Source organism: Geodermatophilus sp. FMUSA9-8, assembly GCF_037034165.1.
Classification (GTDB): domain Bacteria; phylum Actinomycetota; class Actinomycetes; order Mycobacteriales; family Geodermatophilaceae; genus Geodermatophilus; species Geodermatophilus nigrescens.
In genome coordinates, this window is record NZ_JBAGKE010000001.1 from 743,891 (window position 1) to 761,175 (window position 17,285).

Here is a 17,285-nt window from a genome sequence, read left to right on the forward strand (position 1 = left end):
CCCTCCGGCGCTGCTCCGTGCTGACGACGACCAGCAGGAGGTGCCCACCGTGGCGCAGCTACCGGAGGAGCTCGTCGAGCTGCTCCCCGATGCCGAGCCGTTCCTCGCCGCCGAGGCGGAGGTGGGCGCGCCGGAGCAGCGGCGGGGGCTGGTGCTCCTGCACGCCCTCTCGGGCGACTTCGACGCGGCGTCGTCGGCCGCACTGGCGGCCGGGCACCTGCTCGGGACGCTGCCGCACCGCACGATCGCCCGGCTCGACGCCGACCTGCTGGTCGACTACCGCGCCCGGCGCCCGCGGATGTCGTTCTCCGGCGACCGCTACGAGTCCTTCGACGCCCCGGAGATCCTGCTCAGCGCGCTGGAGGACGACTCCGGCGAGCCGTTCCTGCTGCTGCACGGCCCCGAGCCGGACTACCGGTGGGAGGCGTTCACCGGCGCCGTCACCTCCCTCGTGGAGGAGCTCGGGGTGACGTCGGTGGTGGCGCTGCAGGCCATCCCGATGCCCGTGCCGCACACCCGGCCGGTCACGGTGACCGCGCACGCCACCCGCCGCTCGCTCATCGAGTCCTACCCCGTCTACTGGGGTGACCTGCGGATCCCGGGCAGCGCCTCGGCCCTGCTGGAGCTACGGCTCGGCGAGGCCGGCGTCGACGCGCTCGGCGTGGCCGCGCACGTGCCGCACTACCTGGCCCAGGCCACCTTCCCCGCCGCGACGCTCACGCTGCTCGAGCACGTCGGCCGGCTGACCGGCCTGCTGCTGCCCACCGAGTCGCTGCGCGAGGCCGCCCAGCAGCACCGCACCGAGGTCGACGAGCAGATCGCCCGCTCCTCGGACAACACCGCCGTCGTCGCGGCCCTGGAGCAGCAGTACGACCAGTTCACCGCCGCCCGGGAGGGCAGCGACCTGCTCGGCGGCGTCGGCGAGGTGCCCAGCGGCGACGAGATCGGCGCGGAGTTCGAGCGCTTCCTCGCCGAGCAGGACCGCCGCCAGGGCGACTGAGGCGGCACCGCCCGCTGGGGGACGCCCTCAGCGGGCGGTGCGCAGCGCCCGGGTGACGCTCAGCGCCACCGCGCCCAGCGCCCCGACGACGGCGAAGACGTAGAAGCCCCACGGGAACGCGATGCCGGCCGTCACCAGCGCGCCGGTGACCACCGGGCCCACGATGGCACCGATCCGCCCCGCCCCCGCCGACCAGCCCAGCGCCGTCGCGCGCACCGCCGAGGGGTGGTTGGCGCTGGTGAAGGCGTAGACCAGCACCTGCGCGGAGAAGACGAAGCAGCCGGTCAGGAAGCACATCAGGTACAGCCCCGCGGTGGGCAGCCGCACCGACAGCAACGCCAGGAACAGCGCGCCGGAGGCGAACCAGATCATCCCGGCGAGGCGGGCGCCGATGCGGTCGGCGACCGTCCCGGCGACGAGCAGGCCGACGATCGCGCCGACGTTGAGCACCAGCAGGAACGCCAGTGAGTCGCCGAGGTCGTAACCGGCGTCCCGCATGATCGTCGGCAGCCAGTTGTTGAGGCCGTAGACCAGCAGCAGGCCCATGAACGAGGTCACGCCGATGGCCACGGTGTTGCGGGCGTACCCGCCGGTGAACAGCGACCGGACCGTCGCGGCCGCACCCGACCCGGCCTCGGCCGGGGTCGCCGGCCCGGTCGCGGCCTCCAGCGTCAGCCCGTTGGCGCGGGCCACCTCCTCGGCCTCCGCGCGCCGGCCCGCGGCGAGCAGGTACGCGGGCGACTCGGGCAGCTTCGCCAGCATCAGCGGGACCAGCACGAGCGCCGGCGCGGCGCCGATGACGAACATCCACCGCCAGCCCAGCGAGGGGATGACCGCGATCGCGAGGGCCGCGGTGGCGACGGCACCGACGTGGTAGCCGGTCATGATCGTCGTGGTGGCGCGGCCGCTGCGCCCGGACCGGCTGAACTCGTTGACCATCGCGATGGCGGTCGGCAGGCAGCCGCCGAGGCCGATGCCGGCGAGGAAGCGCAGCACGCCGAAGACCGTCTCGTTCGGCGCGACGGCGCACAGCAGCGTGAACAGCGAGAAGGACACCACCGCGCCGATCAGCGCCTTGCGGCGGCCCACCAGGTCGGTGAGCGTGCCGATGGTCAGCGCGCCGATCATCATGCCGACCAGGCCGACGGTGATCACCACGGTCGCGCCGCTGCCGGTGAGGGCGTACTCCTCCGGCTGCCGGAGCGTGGGCACGACGGTGCCGACGACGACGAGGTCGAAGCCGTCGAGCAGGACGGCGATCCAGCAGAGCGGCGCCACCCAGCCGGCGGCGCGGGCCGCCGTCCCGGGTGCGGTCGGGCGCACGGGGGTCGTGCTCATCGGTCCTCCACGGCGAGGCGCGGTGCGGTCGACCGACGCTAGGTGGACCGCGGACGGGGCCCCACTCGGCTCCCGGCCAGCGGAAGGTCCAGGGGACGGCGGCAGGCCGCGACCGGGATCCGGTCGCGGCCCGCCGCGTCGTGCGGATTCGTCAGGCGCCGAAGCGCACCTCGACGCGCTCGTTGGGCACGCAGTGCGTCATCCGGAGGCCGGTGACGTCACGCGGGCCGTTCTTGCCGAGGTTGGCCGCGCGCTGCAGCTCCGCCTCCGACAGCGTCTGGGTCTGCAGCGGCTCGAGCCCGCGGACGTCGTCCGCGGAGATGCCGAGCCCCTCGCCGACGCGCTGGCCGAGCTCGTCGTCGCACATGAGGAAGTGCCAGACCATCCGCTCCTGGACGGGGCGGACCGCCTCGGAGATGTTGTCGACCAGGTTCTGGACCAGGTCGTCCTTCTCCCACTGGTCCATGAGCTGGTAGCGCTGCCCGGCCTGCGTGTAGTCGTCGGTCCGGGGGATGCGCTTGCGGGTGAGCCGGCCGGTGATCTCCGGGCCCTGCTCGTCGTGCGTCGGGTACTCGGCCTCCCGCAGGCCGCCGGTGATCGACGGCTCGTAGTTCACGTGCGGGTTCTGCCCCGGGCCGAGGTCCACGCCGTAGGACATCTGGCCGCCGCGCTGGTTGGTGTGGACCGTCGCGCCCTTGGCCGAGTTGACCGGCAGCTGCAGGTAGTTCGGGCCCACCCGGTAGCGCTGGGCGTCGGAGTAGGAGAACGTCCGGCCGACCAGCATCTTGTCGTCGGAGAAGTCGAGGCCGTCGACGAGGACGCCGGTGCCGAAGGCGCTCTGCTCGTTCTCGTTGTGGTGGTCGGCGACGTTCCGGTTGAGCGTCATCGTCCCGACGAGCTTGGGCTCGAAGTCGTTCTCCGGCCACACCTTGGTGTCGTCGAGCGGGTCGAAGTCCAGCTCGGGGTGCTCGTCGTCGCTCATGAGCTGGACGTAGAGGTCCCACTGCGGGAAGTCGCCGTTCTCGATGGCCTCGTAGAGGTCCTTCGTGGCGTGCCCGAGGTCGCCGGCCTGGATGGCCGCGGCGTCGGCGGCGGTGAGGCTCTTGACGCCCTGCCGGGGGATCCAGTGGTACTTGACCAGGTGGGTCTCCCCCTGGGCGTTGACCCACTTGTAGGTGTTCACGCCGAAGCCCTGCATGTGCCGGTAGTCCGACGGGATGCCGCGCGGCGAGAACAGGTTGACCAGCATGTGCATGGCCTCGGGGGTCTGCGACATGAAGTCGAAGATCCGGGCCGGCTCCTGCCGGAAGGTGATCGGGTCCGGCTTCAGGGAGTGGATGACGTCGGGGAACTTGATCGCGTCGCGGATGAAGAAGACCGCGAGGTTGTTGCCGACGAGGTCCCAGTTGCCGTCCTCGGTGTAGAGCTTGACGGCGAACCCGCGCGGGTCGCGGGCGGCCTCGGAGGAGTCGCGGCCGCCGATGACGGTGGAGAAGCGGATCGCCAGCTCGGTCTTCTTGCCGGGGGCGTTGAGGAACTTGGCGCGGGTGTAGCGCTCGATGGGCTCGTCGCCCCACCGGCCGGTGGCCTCGAACTCGCCGTAGGCGACGAAGCCGCGCGCGTGGACGACGCGCTCGGGGATCCGCTCGCGGTCGAAGTGGCTGATCTTCTCGAGGAACTGGTAGTTCTCCAGGGTCGCCGGGCCGCGCGCGCCCACCGTCCGCTGGTTCTGGTTGTCGTAGACCGGGTGGCCCTGACGGTCGGTCAGGACCGGGCGGTCGGCCTCGCTCGGGGCCGGGCCCTGCGATGCGACGTCGGTCATGCTCCTGTTCCTCCTCGGTTGTGGTGCTGTGCGACCGGGACGGCGGCCGCGGGGCGGCCGGCGTCCTGGCAGTCGGGGCAGAGCCCCCAGAACACGACCTCGGCCTCGTCGACGACGAAGCCGGACGCCTCCGACGGGGAGAGGCACGGGGCCGCGCCGACCGTGCAGTCGACGTCGGTCACCCCGCCGCACGAACGGCAGACCAGGTGGTGGTGGTTGTCCCCCACGCGGACCTCGTAGAGCGCCGGGGCGCCGGCGGGCTCGACCCTGCGGGCCAGGCCGACGGCGACCAGCGCCCGGAGCACCCCGTACACCGCCTGCGGCGAGAGGGTGGGGTGTGCCGCGCGGGCCACCGTGACCAGCGTGTCCGCGTCGGCGTGGGGATGGCCGGCCAGGGCGTCGAGGACCGCGAGCCGGGGCCGCGTCACCCGCAGCCCCGCGTCGCGCAGCCGGTGCGCCCAGGTCGTCTCCATCGGGTCCCACCCAACCCCCTTTTCTTGATCGAGTCAAATCAAGGGTGGGGATGGGAGGCGTGGGGCGAGGGTGCGGTACCCGCCGCCGGGCCCGGACACACGCCGGGCCCCGCCTCCGCGACGCGGGAGGAGGGGCCCGGGGAACGGGACGGGGGGCTCAGGCGAAGACGATGGTGCGGTCGCCCTCGACGACCACGCGGTCCTCGACGTGCCAGGTGACCGCCTGGGCCAGGACCTGCCGCTCGACGTAGCGGCCCACCCGGCGCATGTCCTCCACGGTGGCGCGGTGGTCGACCCGGGCCACCTCCTGCTCGATGATCGGGCCGGCGTCGAGGTCGGGGGTCACGTAGTGCGCCGTCGCCCCGATGAGCTTCACGCCGCGGTCGTGCGCCGCGCGGTAGGGGTTCGCGCCGACGAAGGCCGGCAGGAAGCTGTGGTGGATGTTGATCAGCCGCTCGGGGAAGCGGCTGCAGAAGTCGGCCGAGACGATCTGCATGTAGCGGGCGAGCACCACGAGGTCGACGTCGCCGACCAGCTCCAGGGCCCGCGCCTCGGCCTGCTCCTTCCCCTCCGGCGGGACCGGCACGTGGTGGAAGGGCACCCCCGCCGCGGTGGCGACCGGCTCGAGGTCGGGGTGGTTGGAGACGACGGCGACGATGTCGGCTCGCAGGTCGCCGGCGCTGACCCGGTAGAGCAGCTCCTGCAGCACGTGGTCGGTCTTCGACACGAACACCGCCACCCGCGGGCGGCGGGCGGCCTCCGAGAGCCGCCAGGTCAGCTGCCACTGCGCGGCGAGCAGGTCGAGCGCGCCCTCGAGCTGGCCGCGCCGCTGCGCCAGCCCGGGCAGCACGAACTCCAGCCGCAGCGTGAACGTGCCGCCGGTCGGGTCGGAGGAGTGCTGCTGCGACTCGATGATGTTGGCGCCGACGTCGGCCAGCAGGCGGGAGAGCACCGCCACGATGCCCGGGCGGTCGGGGCAGCGGACCACCAGCCGTCCGACGTCGGTGGTGGCGGGGTCGTGCGCGAGCGGGGCGGCGGACACGGGACGACATGCTCGCAGAGCCGGCCGCCCGGGCTGCACCGTGGCTACACCGCGGGCAGCCGGGAGCGGGTGCGGTCCGCCACGTCGAACAGGTCGCCGTACTCCTCGACCCGGGCGAGCACCTCCTCGGTGCGGAACCGCAGCTCGCCGGGGTCGGCGCCGTCGCGGACGGCGTCCACCTCGTCCCAGCCGATCGGCGTGGACACCGGGGCATCGGGCCGGGCCCGCAGCGAGTAGGGCGCCACGGTCGTCTTGGCCGGGTTGTTCTGGCTCCAGTCGACGAGCACCTTGCCCGGCCGCAGGGCCTTCTCCATCCGCCAGACGACGCGGTCCGGCGTCTCGGCGCTGAGCTCCATCGCCAGCGCCTTGGCGTAGCGGGAGGGGTGCTCGCGGTCGGTGACCCGGATCGGCGCGTAGACCTGCATGCCCTTGGAGCCCGACGTCTTGACCACCGGGTCGAGGCCGTCGGCCACGAGCTTGACGCGCAGCCGCTCGGCGAGGTCGCAGCACTCGGCGATGCCCGCCTGCGGGCCGGGGTCGAGGTCGAGCACCAGCAGGTCGGGCAGCGTCGGCTGCAGCTTGCTGCCCACCTGCCACTGCGGGACGTGCAGCTCCAGCGCCGCGAGGTTGGCCGCCCAGGCGAGGTCGGCGACGGTCTCGAGCACGACCATCTCCAGCACCTCGCGGTCCCGCGAGCTCCCGGGGCTGGGCACGGTCACCCGGCGCACCCAGTCCGGCGCGTGGCGGGCGGTGTTCTTCTCGAAGAAGGCCTGCCCCTCGACGCCGTCGGGCCAACGGGTGAAGGTCACCGGCCGCCCGGACAGGTGCGGCAGCAGCACCGGGGCGATCCGCACGTAGTAGTCGATCACCGCGGCCTTGGTGAACGAGACCTCGGGGAAGAGCACCTTGTCGAGGTTGGAGACCGACAGCTGCCGGCCCTCGACCCGCACCCGCTGCTTCACCGTGCCCACCTCATGCCGTCCCCCTCACGGGGACCACTCCACGACGACGTCCTCGACGTCGAGGTCGTCGCGCAGTCCCCGCCACGCAGGGTGGCGCATCCGGCCGTCGGCGGTCCACGCGGCGAAGGCCACCTCGCCGACCAGGTCCGGTTCGGCCCAGTGCGCGTCGCGGGCGACGTCGCGGGGCAGGGCGTCGGCGAACGGCGAGGTGCGGCGCGGGGCGAGCGCGGCGCCGAGCTCGCGCAGCACGGCGTCGGTGAAGCCGGTGCCGACGTGGCCGGCGTAGACCAGCCGCCCGTCGTCGTCGTGGACGCCGACCAGCAGCGAGCCCACTCCCCCGGCCCGCCGGCCCTTGCCGGGCCGCCACCCGCCGACGACGACGCTCTGCATGCGGACGTGCTTGACCTTGCGCCACTCCGGCGCGCGCACGCCGGGGCGGTAGGCGGAGTCCAGCCGCTTGGCCACCACGCCCTCGAGGCCGTTGTCCCGGCTGGCGGCGTGCACCCCGGCGCCGCCACCGGTGAACCACGGGGTGGTCACCCAGCGGTGCCCCTGGGCGCCGAGGTCGTCGAGGCGCTCGCGGCGCTCGGTCCAGGGCAGGTGCAGCAGGCTGCGGCCGCCGACGGAGAGGACGTCGAAGACGAGGTAGGTGACCGGCGCGGCGGCGGCCAGGCGGGCCACCTCGGCGCCGCCGGTGCGGTGCATCCGCCCCTGCAGCAGCCCGAAGTCGGGCCGGCCGAGCCGGTCGAGGGCCACCACCTCGCCGTCGACGACGACGTCGGCCCCGGCCAGCGCGTCCGGTACCCGGCCGAGTTCGGGATAACGGTCGGTGATCGGCGTGCCGCTGCGCGCCCACAGCTCCGCCCGGCCGCCGCGGACCGCGGTGACCGCGCGGACGCCGTCCCACTTGAACTCGTAGCCCCACTCCGCGTCCTGCGCGCGGGGCGGCAGCTCGCCGGCGACGGCGAGCATCGGCCCCGGCACGGGGAGCTCGGGCAGAACGGGGCGCACCGTCAGGCGCTGCGCCGCGAGGTGCGCTTGGCCGGCTCCTTCTTGGCGGCGGTGACCTTGCGGGCGCGGGTGGTGCGGGCCGGCGGCTCCTCGGCGGCGGCCTTCTTCGCCGGCGCCTTCTTCGCCGGCGCCTTCTTCGCCGGCTTCTTCGCGGCGGCCTTCGCGGGCGCGCGCCTCGCCGGCGCGGGCTCGTCGGCGTCGGCGTCGTCGGCGTCGGCGTCCTCGTCAGCGGCGGCCGCTCCCCCGCGGGCGCGCTCGACGCTGCGCCGCAGCGCGCTCATGAGGTCGACCACGGCCGCGCCGGGGTCGGCGGTCTCGGGGACCGGCTGCACCTCGCCGCCGCCGGCCTTGGCCTCCAGCAGCGCGGTCATGGCCTCGCGGTAGTCGTCGCTGAACTCGGTCGGGTCGAACTCGCCGGTCATGGAGCCGATGAGCGCCTCGGCCATCTGCAGCTCCTGCGGGCGCACCGACACGTCCTCGTCGAGGAAGCCGAAGTCGGGACGGCGGATCTCGTCGGGCCAGCGCATCGTGTGCAGGACCAGCACGCCGTCCTTGACCCGCAGCGCGGCGAGCGACTCCCGCTGCCGCAGTGCGATCTTGGTGATGGCGACCCGGCCGGTGTTCTCCAGCGCGTCGCGCAGCAGCACGTAGGGGCGCGTGGCCGGGCCGTCGGGCTCCAGGTAGTAGGTCTTCTCGTACTGCACCGGGTCGATGTCGCCCTGGTCGACGAACTGCAGGACCTCGATCTCGCGGCGGGTGGCCAGCGGCATCTCGGCGAGGTCGTCGTCGGTGAGGATCACCAGCTGCCCGTCGGGCAGCTCGTAGCCCTTGGCGATGTCGCCGTACTCGATCTCCTCGCCGTCGATCGAGCAGACCCGCTTGTACTTCACCCGCCCGCCGTCGGCGGCGTGCACCTGGTGGAAGCGGACGTCCTTGTCCTCGGTGGCGGTGTACAGCTTCACCCCGATGCTGACCAGGCCGAACGAGACCGCGCCGCGCCAGATCGAGCGCATCTCCACTCCCCTTCCCCGGGCCGGACCGGGCACACCGGCCGCGGGGCGGCCGGCCCGCAGGATAGGTGCGGACCGGGCCTCCCAGCAGCACGGATGCCGTCGATCTCCTCCGCCCGGGGGAAGCGGGCGTCTCCTGTCCTCAGGCCTGCTCGGCGTGCCGGCCGGCCGTGTCGTCGTCCTGCGGATCGTCCTGCTGGTCGTCCCCGCCGCCGGTGACGCTGGTCTGCAGCGCGTCGTAGGCGAACTGCAGGACGTCGGAGCCGGCCACCATCGTCATCGTCAGCGCGGCCAGCCGGGTCGCGCGCGGCGCGGCCACGTAGCTGAAGACGAACGCGGTGCCCACCCACTGCGCCAGGCAGAACGGGCAGGTGACCAGCTCGCCGACGGCGTGCTTCCAGCCGTGCTCCACGCGCAGGTCCTCGGCGAGCTCCGCCTCGCCCGACGCGCCCTGGAAGCGGGCGAACGGGGCGCGCAGCGGGCTGGTGACCGGGTCCTTGGCGATGCGGCGGGCCAGCCGGAAGGTGCCGACCGTCAGCAGCAGCGCGTCGCCGAAGGGAATGCGGGAGGGCAGCTCGCGGCCGGAGGCGCGGACGACGGCGGCGCCCGCGGCGACCGCGGCGCTGTAGACGCCCATCGCGCCGAGGAAGCCGCCGAGCGGGCGGTCCTCGTCGCCGTTGTAACCGCGCTCCTGGTCCTGCGCCCAGCGGCGGACCGGCTCGAGGGTCCGCTGCACCTCGTCGGGGATGGCCATGGCCGCCCGCTACCCGGTCGCGCACCGCCTCATGCCGCCGGTGGGAGTGACGAGCGTTCCCGCATGGCCCGCCGGGCGGCGGGTAGGCGGAGGGCAGCCCGCCGCCGGGACCGGTGTCCCGGCGGCCCGAGAGGAAGGGACCCCGTGACCGAGAACAGCGGTGCGCTGCACTCCGCCCAGAACGACGCCGACTTCCCCGACGACGAGCGCGGCCTGACCGGCACCCACGACGACGCCGGCGCCCCGCGCACCGAGGGCCAGACCGCGCGGGACGTGTTCCCCGAGGACGAGGGCATCCCGGAGGTCGCCCAGGACGACTCGCCGACGATGCAGTCCGCGGAGGACCCCGAGTTCGCGCCGATGCCCGGCGAGGACCCCGGCGCCGTCCTCGACACCGGCACCACCGCCTACGAGCAGTCCGCCGGCGAGCCGCTGAGCGGCCGGCTCGACCGCGAGGTGCCCGACGTGCAGCCCGGCGTCCGCCCCGCGGAGGACCCGCAGGCCGCCGCGATGCAGCTGGAGCAGGACACCTCGACGACGTTCGACAGCGACTCCGGCACGAACAAGACCGCCGACGACGTCGAGGCGACCGCCGACGTCCGGGCCGGCGGCGAGGGCCCGGAGGAGTCCGCGGTCCACGTCATCGACTCCTGACCGACCGCCGGGTCCCGGTCCGGACGGCCCGGGACACCGGCTCCGGTCACCTGGCCGGACGCATCTCCTCACCCGATCCACCGACCGGCCCGGGCACCCGCCCGGGCTGGTTGGCGGTCTGCCATCCGGTTGTCTACGTTTGGGCGTGCGGTTGAGCAGTCAGCCGTACGCGCCGCCCGGCCGACCGCCGGCGGTGCTCCCAGGACCGCGCGACAGCTCGGGGGCGACGACACCCCCGGCCCGCGCGGCGGTAGATTGACCGGTGGCCGCCCCGATCGGCGTGGCCACTGAGAGGAGCTGTGTCCGTGACCGCATCCGACCTGCCCGCCGGGGGGCAGCACGACGTGTCGAACGAGGGCACGGAGGCACCCTTCGACGACGTGATCACGCTCTCGACCTCCACCGGTGAGGACGGCGCGGTCACGGTGACGGTCGTCGGCGAGGTCGACACCTTCACCGCCCCGGTGCTGCGCTCCTCGCTGGACACCCAGCTCGAGCAGCAGCCCCGCGAGCTGGTCATCGACCTGTCCGGCGTCCAGTTCCTCGGCTCCGCCGGGCTGGCCGTCCTCGTCGAGACGCAGAAGTCGGCGCGCGCCCGCGAGGTCGAGCTGCGCCTGGTCGCCACCACCCGGGCGGTCACCCGCCCGCTGGAGGTCACCGGCCTGATCGACCTGTTCACGATCGTGGACAGCAGCGCCCGCTGACCTGCCCCCCCGCACGACCCCGCACCACCGGCGAGGCCCCGCTCCGGCGGGGCCTCGCGTCGTTCCGGGACCCGGCCGGCCGGGTCAGGCGGACAGGAGGCGGCACACCGCCTGCTCGAGGACCTTCTGGGTGTCGCGGGTGCCCTCGGAGTCGGCCAGCTCGGCCAGCGCCCCGGCCACCGTCTCCCCGTGCTCGTACCGGTCGACCACCCGCGGGTCCACGTAGCTGGCCTTGCACACCGCCGGGGTGTTCCCGAGGTGCTCGGACACCCGCACGTAGGCCTCGCGGATCGTCCTGTTGCGCGCCGTCTTGTTCTTCGGCGCGGGCTGCTCGGCCAGCGCGGCGGCCATCATCACCGTGGCGTTCCACGTCCGGAAGTCCTTGGCGGTGATCTCCGCGCCGCTGACCTCCTTGAGGTAGGCGTTGATCTCGTCGCTGGTGACGTCGTGCCAGGTGCCGTCCTCGAGCCGGTAGGCCAGCAGCTCGTCGCCGGCGTCGTCGGGCCGCTCGAGCAGCTGCCGGACGACGGTCGCCGTCGGGCGGTCGGTGATCTCGACCTCGCGCTCGATGCTGCCCTTGGCGGTGTAGCGGAAGTACGTGCGCTCACCGCGGACCGTGACGTGCTCCCGGCGCAGCGTGGCCAGCCCGTAGGTGCCGTTCTCCTCGGCGTACTCCTCGCTGCCGATGCGGAACGTCCCGAGGTCGAGCAGCCGCAGCGCGCAGGCGAGGACGCGCTCGCGGTTGGGGCCGCGGGTGCGCAGGGCGGCGGCCACCCGCTCGCGGACGTCGGGCAGCTCGGAGGCGATGGCCAGCACCCGCTCGTGCTTCTCGGCGTCGCGGCGGGCCCGCCAGGCGTCGTGGTAGCGGTACTGCCGCCGCCCGGCGGCGTCGAGGCCGGTGGCCTGGATGTGCCCGTTGGGCCACGGGCAGATCCAGACGTCCTGCCAGGCGGGCGGGATGGCGATGCCCTTGATCCGCTCGAGCCGGTCGGCGTCGCGGATCAGCGCGCCGGTCTGGTCGCGGTAGGAGAAGCCGCGGCCGGCACGCCGCCGGGTCCAGCCGGGGCCGTGCACGTCGCTGCGCCGGAGTCTCACCCTGCGTGGATGGGCACCGCGGCGGCCCCGTAAACGGGCGCCACCCGTCCGCGCCACCCGTCAGCGCCACCCGTCAGCGCAGCTCGACCAGCCGCTCCAGCCCGCTGACCTCGAGGATGTGCCGGGTCACCCCGCCGGCGGGGGCGTGTACGACCAGCCGCCAGCCCTCGGCCTCCGCGATGGCGGCCACGGCCAGCACCACCCGCACCGCGGCGCTGCTGAACAGGGTGACCTCGCCGAGGTCGAGCTCGACCCGGACGGTGCCGCCGTGGCTGGCCTCGAGCAGGCGGATGCGCAGCTGCTCGGCGCTGACCATGTCGACGTCGCCGGCCGCCCGCACCACCGGGCCCTCGCCCTCCCGGTCGACGACGATGCTCGCGTCGGTGCCGCCGGCCGGGTGCTCGGGCTCCTCGTCGGGCGTCTGCCGCAGCCGGGTGCGCAGCGTGACGGTGGTGCCGTGCTCGCCGCGCACCACCATGCCGTCGACGAGCTGGCGCATGATCAGCAGCCCGCGGCCGCGGTCGCCGGGGTCGCGGTCCGGCGGGCGCCAGGTGCCCTCGTCGTGGACGGTGACGGTGAGGACGCCGTCGACGTCGACCGCCGCCGTCACCTGCATCGGCCCGGGCTCGGTGCCGCGGTAGGCGTGCTCGGCGGCGTTGGCGCAGGCCTCCCCCACGGCCACCATCACCCCGACCCGGTCCTGCTCGCCCATCCCGAGGGTGGTGAGCCAGGCCGACAGCCGTCGGCGGACGGCCGGCAGCGCCGCGGGGACGGCGGTGAGGTCCAGGTGCAGCGGCTCCACCGACCGGGCCCGGCGGTGGGCGACCAGGACGGCGACGTCGTCGGGGCGGCCGTCGCCGGTGAGCAGCCCGCCGGCGATGTGCGCGGCGAGCCCCGCCACCGCCTCGGCGTCGAGCGCGTCGGGGTCGGCGAGCGCGGCGCGGGCCACCGCGGTGAGCCGGCCGAGGCCCTCCGAGGGCGGCGGGCCGGGCGCGGCGACGGCGCCGTCGGAGTAGAGGACGAGCGTGGCGCCGGGCTCGAGCTCCGCGCGGGCGACCGGGGTGGCGGCGCCCGGCAGGGTGCCCAGCGGCGGGCGGGCCGTGACCGGGAGGTAGCCCGTGCTGCCGTCGGCGTGCACGAGCAGCGGCGCGGGGTGCCCGGCGGCGGCGAACGACAGCCCTCCGGTGGCGACGTCCAGGACGGCGTAGAAGACCGAGGCGCCCTGGACGTCGTCCATCTGGGCGGCGAAGTCGTCGAGGGCGGCGAGCACCGCGGCCGGGGCGGGGTCGCGCAGCGCGCTGGAGCGCATGGCCCCGCGCAGCCGGCTCATCGCCGCGGCCGCCGGGACCCCGGAGCCGACGGCGTCGCCGATGACCAGCGCCAGCCGGCCGTGGCCGAGGGAGACGACGTCGTACCAGTCGCCGCCGGCGGCGCGCTCGGAGGTGGCGGGGTGGTAGCTGCCGGACAGCCGGACGTCGGGCAGCAGCGGCAGCGACGGCGGCAGCAGCGAGTGCTGGGCCTCCGCGACCACGTCGGCCGGGGTCTCGCCGTCGCCGGGCAGCGGCGCGGCGCCCTCCCCGCCCTCGACGACGAGCACCGCGCCGGGGTCGCTCCCGGCCGCGAGCGGGCGCACCGACACCCGCACCGGCGGGCCGCCGTGCACCAGCGACCCGCTGAGCGTCTCCGGCCGGCCGGTGCGCAGGACGCTGGCCACGATCTCGGCGACCGGCCGGCCGCCCACCACGGGCAGGTCGTCGGGAGCGGGGCCGAGCTCGCGGGCCCGGGCGTTGGCCCACACGGTGTGCTGCTCCGGGCCGGTCACGAACCACAGGGCCGACGGCGCGTCCTCCAGCGCCGCGACGAACGCCGCCGGGCCCTCGTCCACGACGGGACGGGGCCCCGGCGGCGCGCTCCCCTGGCTGGCGTTCATCCGGGACAAGTCGACAACAGGAGCCGGGGCCCGGCAACCGCGCGGCCGGGGCCCCGGTGGCGGTGTTTGCGGGGACGCAACCCCGGGTAGCCCACCCTGCTGGCGGCAGCGCCGGGCCCGTGCCCGCGCCCCGCCCGTCGCCGGGGGCACCCCGGCGGGCAGACTGGAGCCGGTCGCCGTCGTCCCGCCTCCGGCGGACGGGCGGCCGAGGCGGACGACGAGGAGCAGACGACGTATGGCGGACCCGAGGAGTGCCCTCGCCCACGACGGGCGGCGCGCCGAACGACTGGAACTGCGCGTGCCGAGCACGCCGACCCAGCTCCCCGCGGTGCGGGCGATGGCCGGTGACCTGGCCATCCGCATGGACTACGACCTCGACTCGGTCGAGGACCTGCGCCTGGCCGTCGACGAGGCCTGCGCGACCCTCGCCGCGATCGCCCTCGGCGACGCGCCCCTGACCGTGGTGTTCGAGACCACCCGCAGCGGCCTGCACATCGACGCGTGGGTGCCCACCGCCGACGGCACCGACGTGCCCCGCGACGGCTTCGGCTGGACGGTGCTGCAGACCCTCGCCGACAACGTCGAGGGCCGGCCCGCCACCCAGGCGTCCGTCCCGGCCGGGGACGGCAGCGACGCCGCCGTCGCCGTCATCTCCATGGACAAGTACCTGCCCGGCCAGCGACCGGGCGACCCCGTCGGCCGGCTCGACCGTGACCTGAGCAGCGACGTCACGGTCGCTCCGTGACGTCGGCGGCCGCAGGCAGCCGGGCCGTCGAGGAGGACCCACTGCACGACGACGCGACCACACCCGAGGACGCGACCACACCCGAGGACGCGTCCGCCGGGGACACGAGAGACAGCGGGCAGGCGGTCAGCGCCACCCCGGCCACCGACCGCCTCACCGCGGAGTCCGACAGCCCCCCGGTGTCGGACAACCGCCGCCGGGCCGAGCGCACCGCGCCGCTGTTCGCCGAGCTCGCGACGCTGGAGAAGGACGACCCGCGGCGGGACCGGCTGCGCGAGATCCTGGTCGAGGAGCACCTGCCCCTCGTCCGGCACTTCGCCCGCCGGTTCAGCAACCGCGGCGAGCCCTTCGACGACCTGCTGCAGGTGGGCACGCTGGGCCTCATCGCCGCGATCGACCGGTTCGACCCGAACCGCGGCGTGGAGTTCCTCTCCTTCGCCGTGCCCACGATCACCGGTGAGATCAAGCGGCACTTCCGCGACCAGGGCTGGTCGGTACGGGTGCCGCGCCGGCTGCAGGAGCTGCACCTGTCGCTGAACTCCGCCGTCGGCGAGCTCGCGCAGAAGAACGGCCGCGCGCCCACCCCGTCGGAGCTGGCCGAGCACCTGGGCATCCCGCGCGAGGAGGTCCTCGAGGGGCTGGCGGTGGCCAACGCCTACCGCAGCAGCTCGCTGGACGAGCGGCTCTCCGGCGAGGACGACTCCCCCACGCTGGCGGCCACCCTCGGCGAGGAGGACGCGGCGCTCGAGGGCGTCGAGTACCGCGAGTCGCTGCAGCCCCTGCTGGCCACCATCCCGGCCCGCGAGCGGCGCATCCTCATCCTGCGGTTCTTCGGCAACATGACCCAGTCGCAGATCGCCGCCGACATCGGCATCTCGCAGATGCACGTGTCCCGGCTACTCAGCCAGACCCTGGCCAAGCTGCGCGAGGGACTGCTCAAGGACTGAGGTGGCGTGCCCCCCCCCGGGGGGGCGCACGCCACCTCAGGCCGGCGGCTCCTCGTCCCGGCGCGCCACGCCGTTCTCGGCGGCGCGGGCGAGGTCGGCCGTCGGCGGCAGCTGCGGAGAGGGCACCGCCGGCCCCGCGTCGGCGATGCTGCTCATCTCGATGCGCGCCTCGGGCTGCTCCGCGGCCGGGGGCAGGCTCGACTCGAACCAGCCGCTGGTGTCCATCGGCGCGGCCGGCGCCCCGTCCCCCGACGGCGGGACGTCGAGGAACGAGCGGCTCTCGCCGTCGCCGCCGCCGAGGCGCGACAGGCCCTCGAGCGCCTTGGTGAACTCGCTCGGGACGATCCACATCTTGTTCGCGTCGCCCTGCGCGATCCGCGGCAGCGTCTGCAGGTACTGGTAGGCCAGCAGCCCCTGGTCGGGCTTGCCGTCGTGGATCGCCTGGAACACCGTCTCGATCGACTTGGCCTGCCCCTGCGCCTGCAGGTACAGCGCGGCGCGGTCGCCCTCGGCCCGCAGGATGCGGCTCTGCCGCTCGGCCTCCGCCTCGAGGATCGCCGCCTGCTTGCGGCCCTCGGCCGACAGGATCGCCGAGGCCTTCTGCCCCTCCGCCGTCGTGATCGCCGACTGCCGGGCGCCCTCGGCCTGCAGGATGATCGCCCGCTTGTCGCGGTCGGCGCGCATCTGCTTCTCCATGGAGTCCTGGATCGACGGCGGCGGGTCGATCGCCTTGATCTCCACCCGCGCCACCCGCAGCCCCCACGGGCCGGTGGTGCCGTCGAGCACCTCGCGCAGCTGGCTGTTGATGCCGTCGCGGCCGGTGAGCGCGCCCTCGAGGTTGAGCCCGCCGACGACGTTGCGCAGCGTCGTCGTGGTCAGCTGCTCCATGCCGGTGATGTAGTTCGCGATGCCGTACACGGCCAGCCGCGGGTCGGTGACCTGGAAGTAGACGACGGTGTCGATGCCGACCTGCAGGTTGTCGGCGGTGATCACCGGCTGCGGCGGGAAGGACACCACCTGCTCGCGCAGGTCGATGGTGGCCCGTACCCGGTCGACGAAGGGCACGAGCAGCGACAGGCCCGGGGAGAGCGTGCGGCTGTAACGACCGAGGCGCTCCACCACCTTCGCCTGGGCCTGCGGCACGATCGTCACGCTCTTGGCGGCGACCAGCACGAACAGCACGACGGCGACGACCAGCACGATCAACGCGGCACTCACGGGCGTCCTCCCGGGGTCGGTGGTCCCTACGGCGATCCTGCTGGTCGGAGCGGAGGCGGCGCTAGCCGATCTCCTCGCCGACGATCGCGGTGGCGCCCTCGACCTGCAGGATCCGCACCGTCGTGCCGACGGGGTAGGTGTCGTCGAACTCGCTGCGGGCGGTCCACTCGTCGGCGCCCACCTGGATGCGGCCACTGGAGCGACCGACCACCCGGGTGACGACGGCGGTGCGGCCCACCAGGGCCTGGACGCCGTCACGGTGGGCCGGCGCCCGCTCCAGGTGCGCCCGCGCCACCGGCCGGACGCTGGCCAGGAGGAACGCCGACAGCCCGAGGAACGCCACCAGCTGGAACGGCACGGGCGCACCGGCCAGCGCGGCGACGGCTCCGCCCAGCGCGCCGCCGGCGAGCATCAGCAGGACCAGCGCCCCGCCGGCGATCTCGCCGGCGGCCAGCATGCCCGCGGCGACCAGCCAGAGCACCCACGCAGTCATGCCCCCAGTCTCCCAGACGGCGGGGCGAGATCAGCGGGGACGAGGACGGCGGCGCGACCGGGCGCGGGAGCCCCGGCGCCGGGCCGC

General features: G+C 74.7%; 17 protein-coding genes. 5 read left to right on the forward strand and 12 right to left on the reverse strand.

Annotation, left to right across the window (positions count from 1 at the left end; all coding sequences use genetic code 11):
• The first annotated feature begins 49 nt into the window (after positions 1-49).
• A complete protein-coding gene (locus WA616_RS03610) occupies positions 50-1,000 on the forward strand; it encodes a proteasome assembly chaperone family protein (protein WP_336027370.1) in 951 nt (316 codons plus the stop codon).
• 27 nt (positions 1,001-1,027) lie between these two features.
• Here WA616_RS03610 and WA616_RS03615 read toward each other — a convergent pair whose 3' ends face one another.
• The 8 genes from WA616_RS03615 to WA616_RS03650 form a co-directional block, all read right to left on the reverse strand.
• Complete coding sequence (locus WA616_RS03615; protein ID WP_336027371.1) at positions 1,028-2,338, reverse strand: MFS transporter; 1,311 nt, start codon at positions 2,336-2,338, stop codon at positions 1,028-1,030.
• A gap of 151 nt (positions 2,339-2,489) precedes the next feature.
• Positions 2,490-4,160 carry a catalase gene (locus WA616_RS03620; RefSeq protein ID WP_336027372.1) on the reverse strand — a complete coding sequence of 557 codons (1,671 nt, stop codon included), beginning with the start codon at positions 4,158-4,160 and terminating at the stop codon, positions 2,490-2,492.
• Positions 4,157-4,633 (reverse strand): Fur family transcriptional regulator, encoded by a 477-nt coding sequence (locus tag WA616_RS03625; RefSeq protein WP_336027374.1) that lies wholly within the window; start codon positions 4,631-4,633, stop codon positions 4,157-4,159. Before WA616_RS03625 ends, WA616_RS03620 begins: the two co-directional genes overlap by 4 nt.
• 157 nt (positions 4,634-4,790) lie before the next feature.
• Positions 4,791-5,675, reverse strand: coding sequence for a formyltetrahydrofolate deformylase (gene purU / locus WA616_RS03630; protein WP_336027376.1), 885 nt, complete (start codon positions 5,673-5,675; stop codon positions 4,791-4,793).
• Positions 5,676-5,719: 44 nt separating this feature from the next.
• Positions 5,720-6,637 (reverse strand): non-homologous end-joining DNA ligase, encoded by a 918-nt coding sequence (gene ligD / locus WA616_RS03635; RefSeq protein ID WP_336027377.1) that lies wholly within the window; start codon positions 6,635-6,637, stop codon positions 5,720-5,722.
• A 24-nt stretch (positions 6,638-6,661) separates the two neighbouring features.
• Complete coding sequence (ligD, locus tag WA616_RS03640; RefSeq protein ID WP_336027378.1) at positions 6,662-7,648, reverse strand: non-homologous end-joining DNA ligase; 987 nt, start codon at positions 7,646-7,648, stop codon at positions 6,662-6,664.
• Positions 7,649-7,650: 2 nt separating this feature from the next.
• Positions 7,651-8,661: a non-homologous end joining protein Ku gene (ku, locus tag WA616_RS03645; protein ID WP_336027379.1), complete on the reverse strand. Its 1,011-nt coding sequence runs from the start codon at positions 8,659-8,661 to the stop codon at positions 7,651-7,653.
• 139 nt (positions 8,662-8,800) lie between these two features.
• A complete protein-coding gene (locus WA616_RS03650) occupies positions 8,801-9,412 on the reverse strand; it encodes a DUF1360 domain-containing protein (protein ID WP_336027380.1) in 612 nt (203 codons plus the stop codon).
• A gap of 144 nt (positions 9,413-9,556) precedes the next feature.
• Here WA616_RS03650 and WA616_RS03655 point away from each other — a divergent pair, with 144 nt between their 5' ends.
• Both WA616_RS03655 and WA616_RS03660 read left to right on the forward strand, forming a co-directional pair.
• The gene (locus WA616_RS03655; RefSeq protein ID WP_073420216.1) at positions 9,557-10,066 is read left to right on the forward strand and encodes a hypothetical protein; all 510 of its coding nucleotides are present in this window, start codon (positions 9,557-9,559) and stop codon (positions 10,064-10,066) included.
• Between the two features lie 305 nt (positions 10,067-10,371).
• The gene (locus WA616_RS03660; protein WP_073420756.1) at positions 10,372-10,770 is read left to right on the forward strand and encodes an STAS domain-containing protein; all 399 of its coding nucleotides are present in this window, start codon (positions 10,372-10,374) and stop codon (positions 10,768-10,770) included.
• 84 nt (positions 10,771-10,854) lie between these two features.
• Here WA616_RS03660 and WA616_RS03665 read toward each other — a convergent pair whose 3' ends face one another.
• Both WA616_RS03665 and WA616_RS03670 read right to left on the reverse strand, forming a co-directional pair.
• Entirely contained in the window at positions 10,855-11,865 is a 1,011-nt protein-coding gene (locus WA616_RS03665) for a DNA topoisomerase IB (RefSeq protein WP_336027382.1), read from the reverse strand.
• A 73-nt stretch (positions 11,866-11,938) separates the two neighbouring features.
• Entirely contained in the window at positions 11,939-13,750 is a 1,812-nt protein-coding gene (locus tag WA616_RS03670; protein ID WP_336027383.1) for a SpoIIE family protein phosphatase, read from the reverse strand.
• Between the two features lie 343 nt (positions 13,751-14,093).
• On the opposite strand from WA616_RS03670, the gene WA616_RS03675 reads away from it, so the two are divergent.
• Both WA616_RS03675 and WA616_RS03680 read left to right on the forward strand, forming a co-directional pair.
• Complete coding sequence (locus WA616_RS03675; RefSeq protein ID WP_336027385.1) at positions 14,094-14,540, forward strand: ATP-binding protein; 447 nt, start codon at positions 14,094-14,096, stop codon at positions 14,538-14,540.
• The gene (locus WA616_RS03680; RefSeq protein WP_336027387.1) at positions 14,537-15,487 is read left to right on the forward strand and encodes an RNA polymerase sigma factor SigF; all 951 of its coding nucleotides are present in this window, start codon (positions 14,537-14,539) and stop codon (positions 15,485-15,487) included. The genes WA616_RS03675 and WA616_RS03680 overlap by 4 nt, the downstream gene beginning before the upstream one ends.
• 36 nt (positions 15,488-15,523) lie before the next feature.
• Here WA616_RS03680 and WA616_RS03685 read toward each other — a convergent pair whose 3' ends face one another.
• Both WA616_RS03685 and WA616_RS03690 read right to left on the reverse strand, forming a co-directional pair.
• Positions 15,524-16,705: an SPFH domain-containing protein gene (locus tag WA616_RS03685; RefSeq protein WP_336027388.1), complete on the reverse strand. Its 1,182-nt coding sequence runs from the start codon at positions 16,703-16,705 to the stop codon at positions 15,524-15,526.
• A 61-nt stretch (positions 16,706-16,766) separates the two neighbouring features.
• The gene (locus WA616_RS03690; RefSeq protein ID WP_336027389.1) at positions 16,767-17,198 is read right to left on the reverse strand and encodes an NfeD family protein; all 432 of its coding nucleotides are present in this window, start codon (positions 17,196-17,198) and stop codon (positions 16,767-16,769) included.
• Positions 17,199-17,285 lie beyond the last annotated feature (87 nt).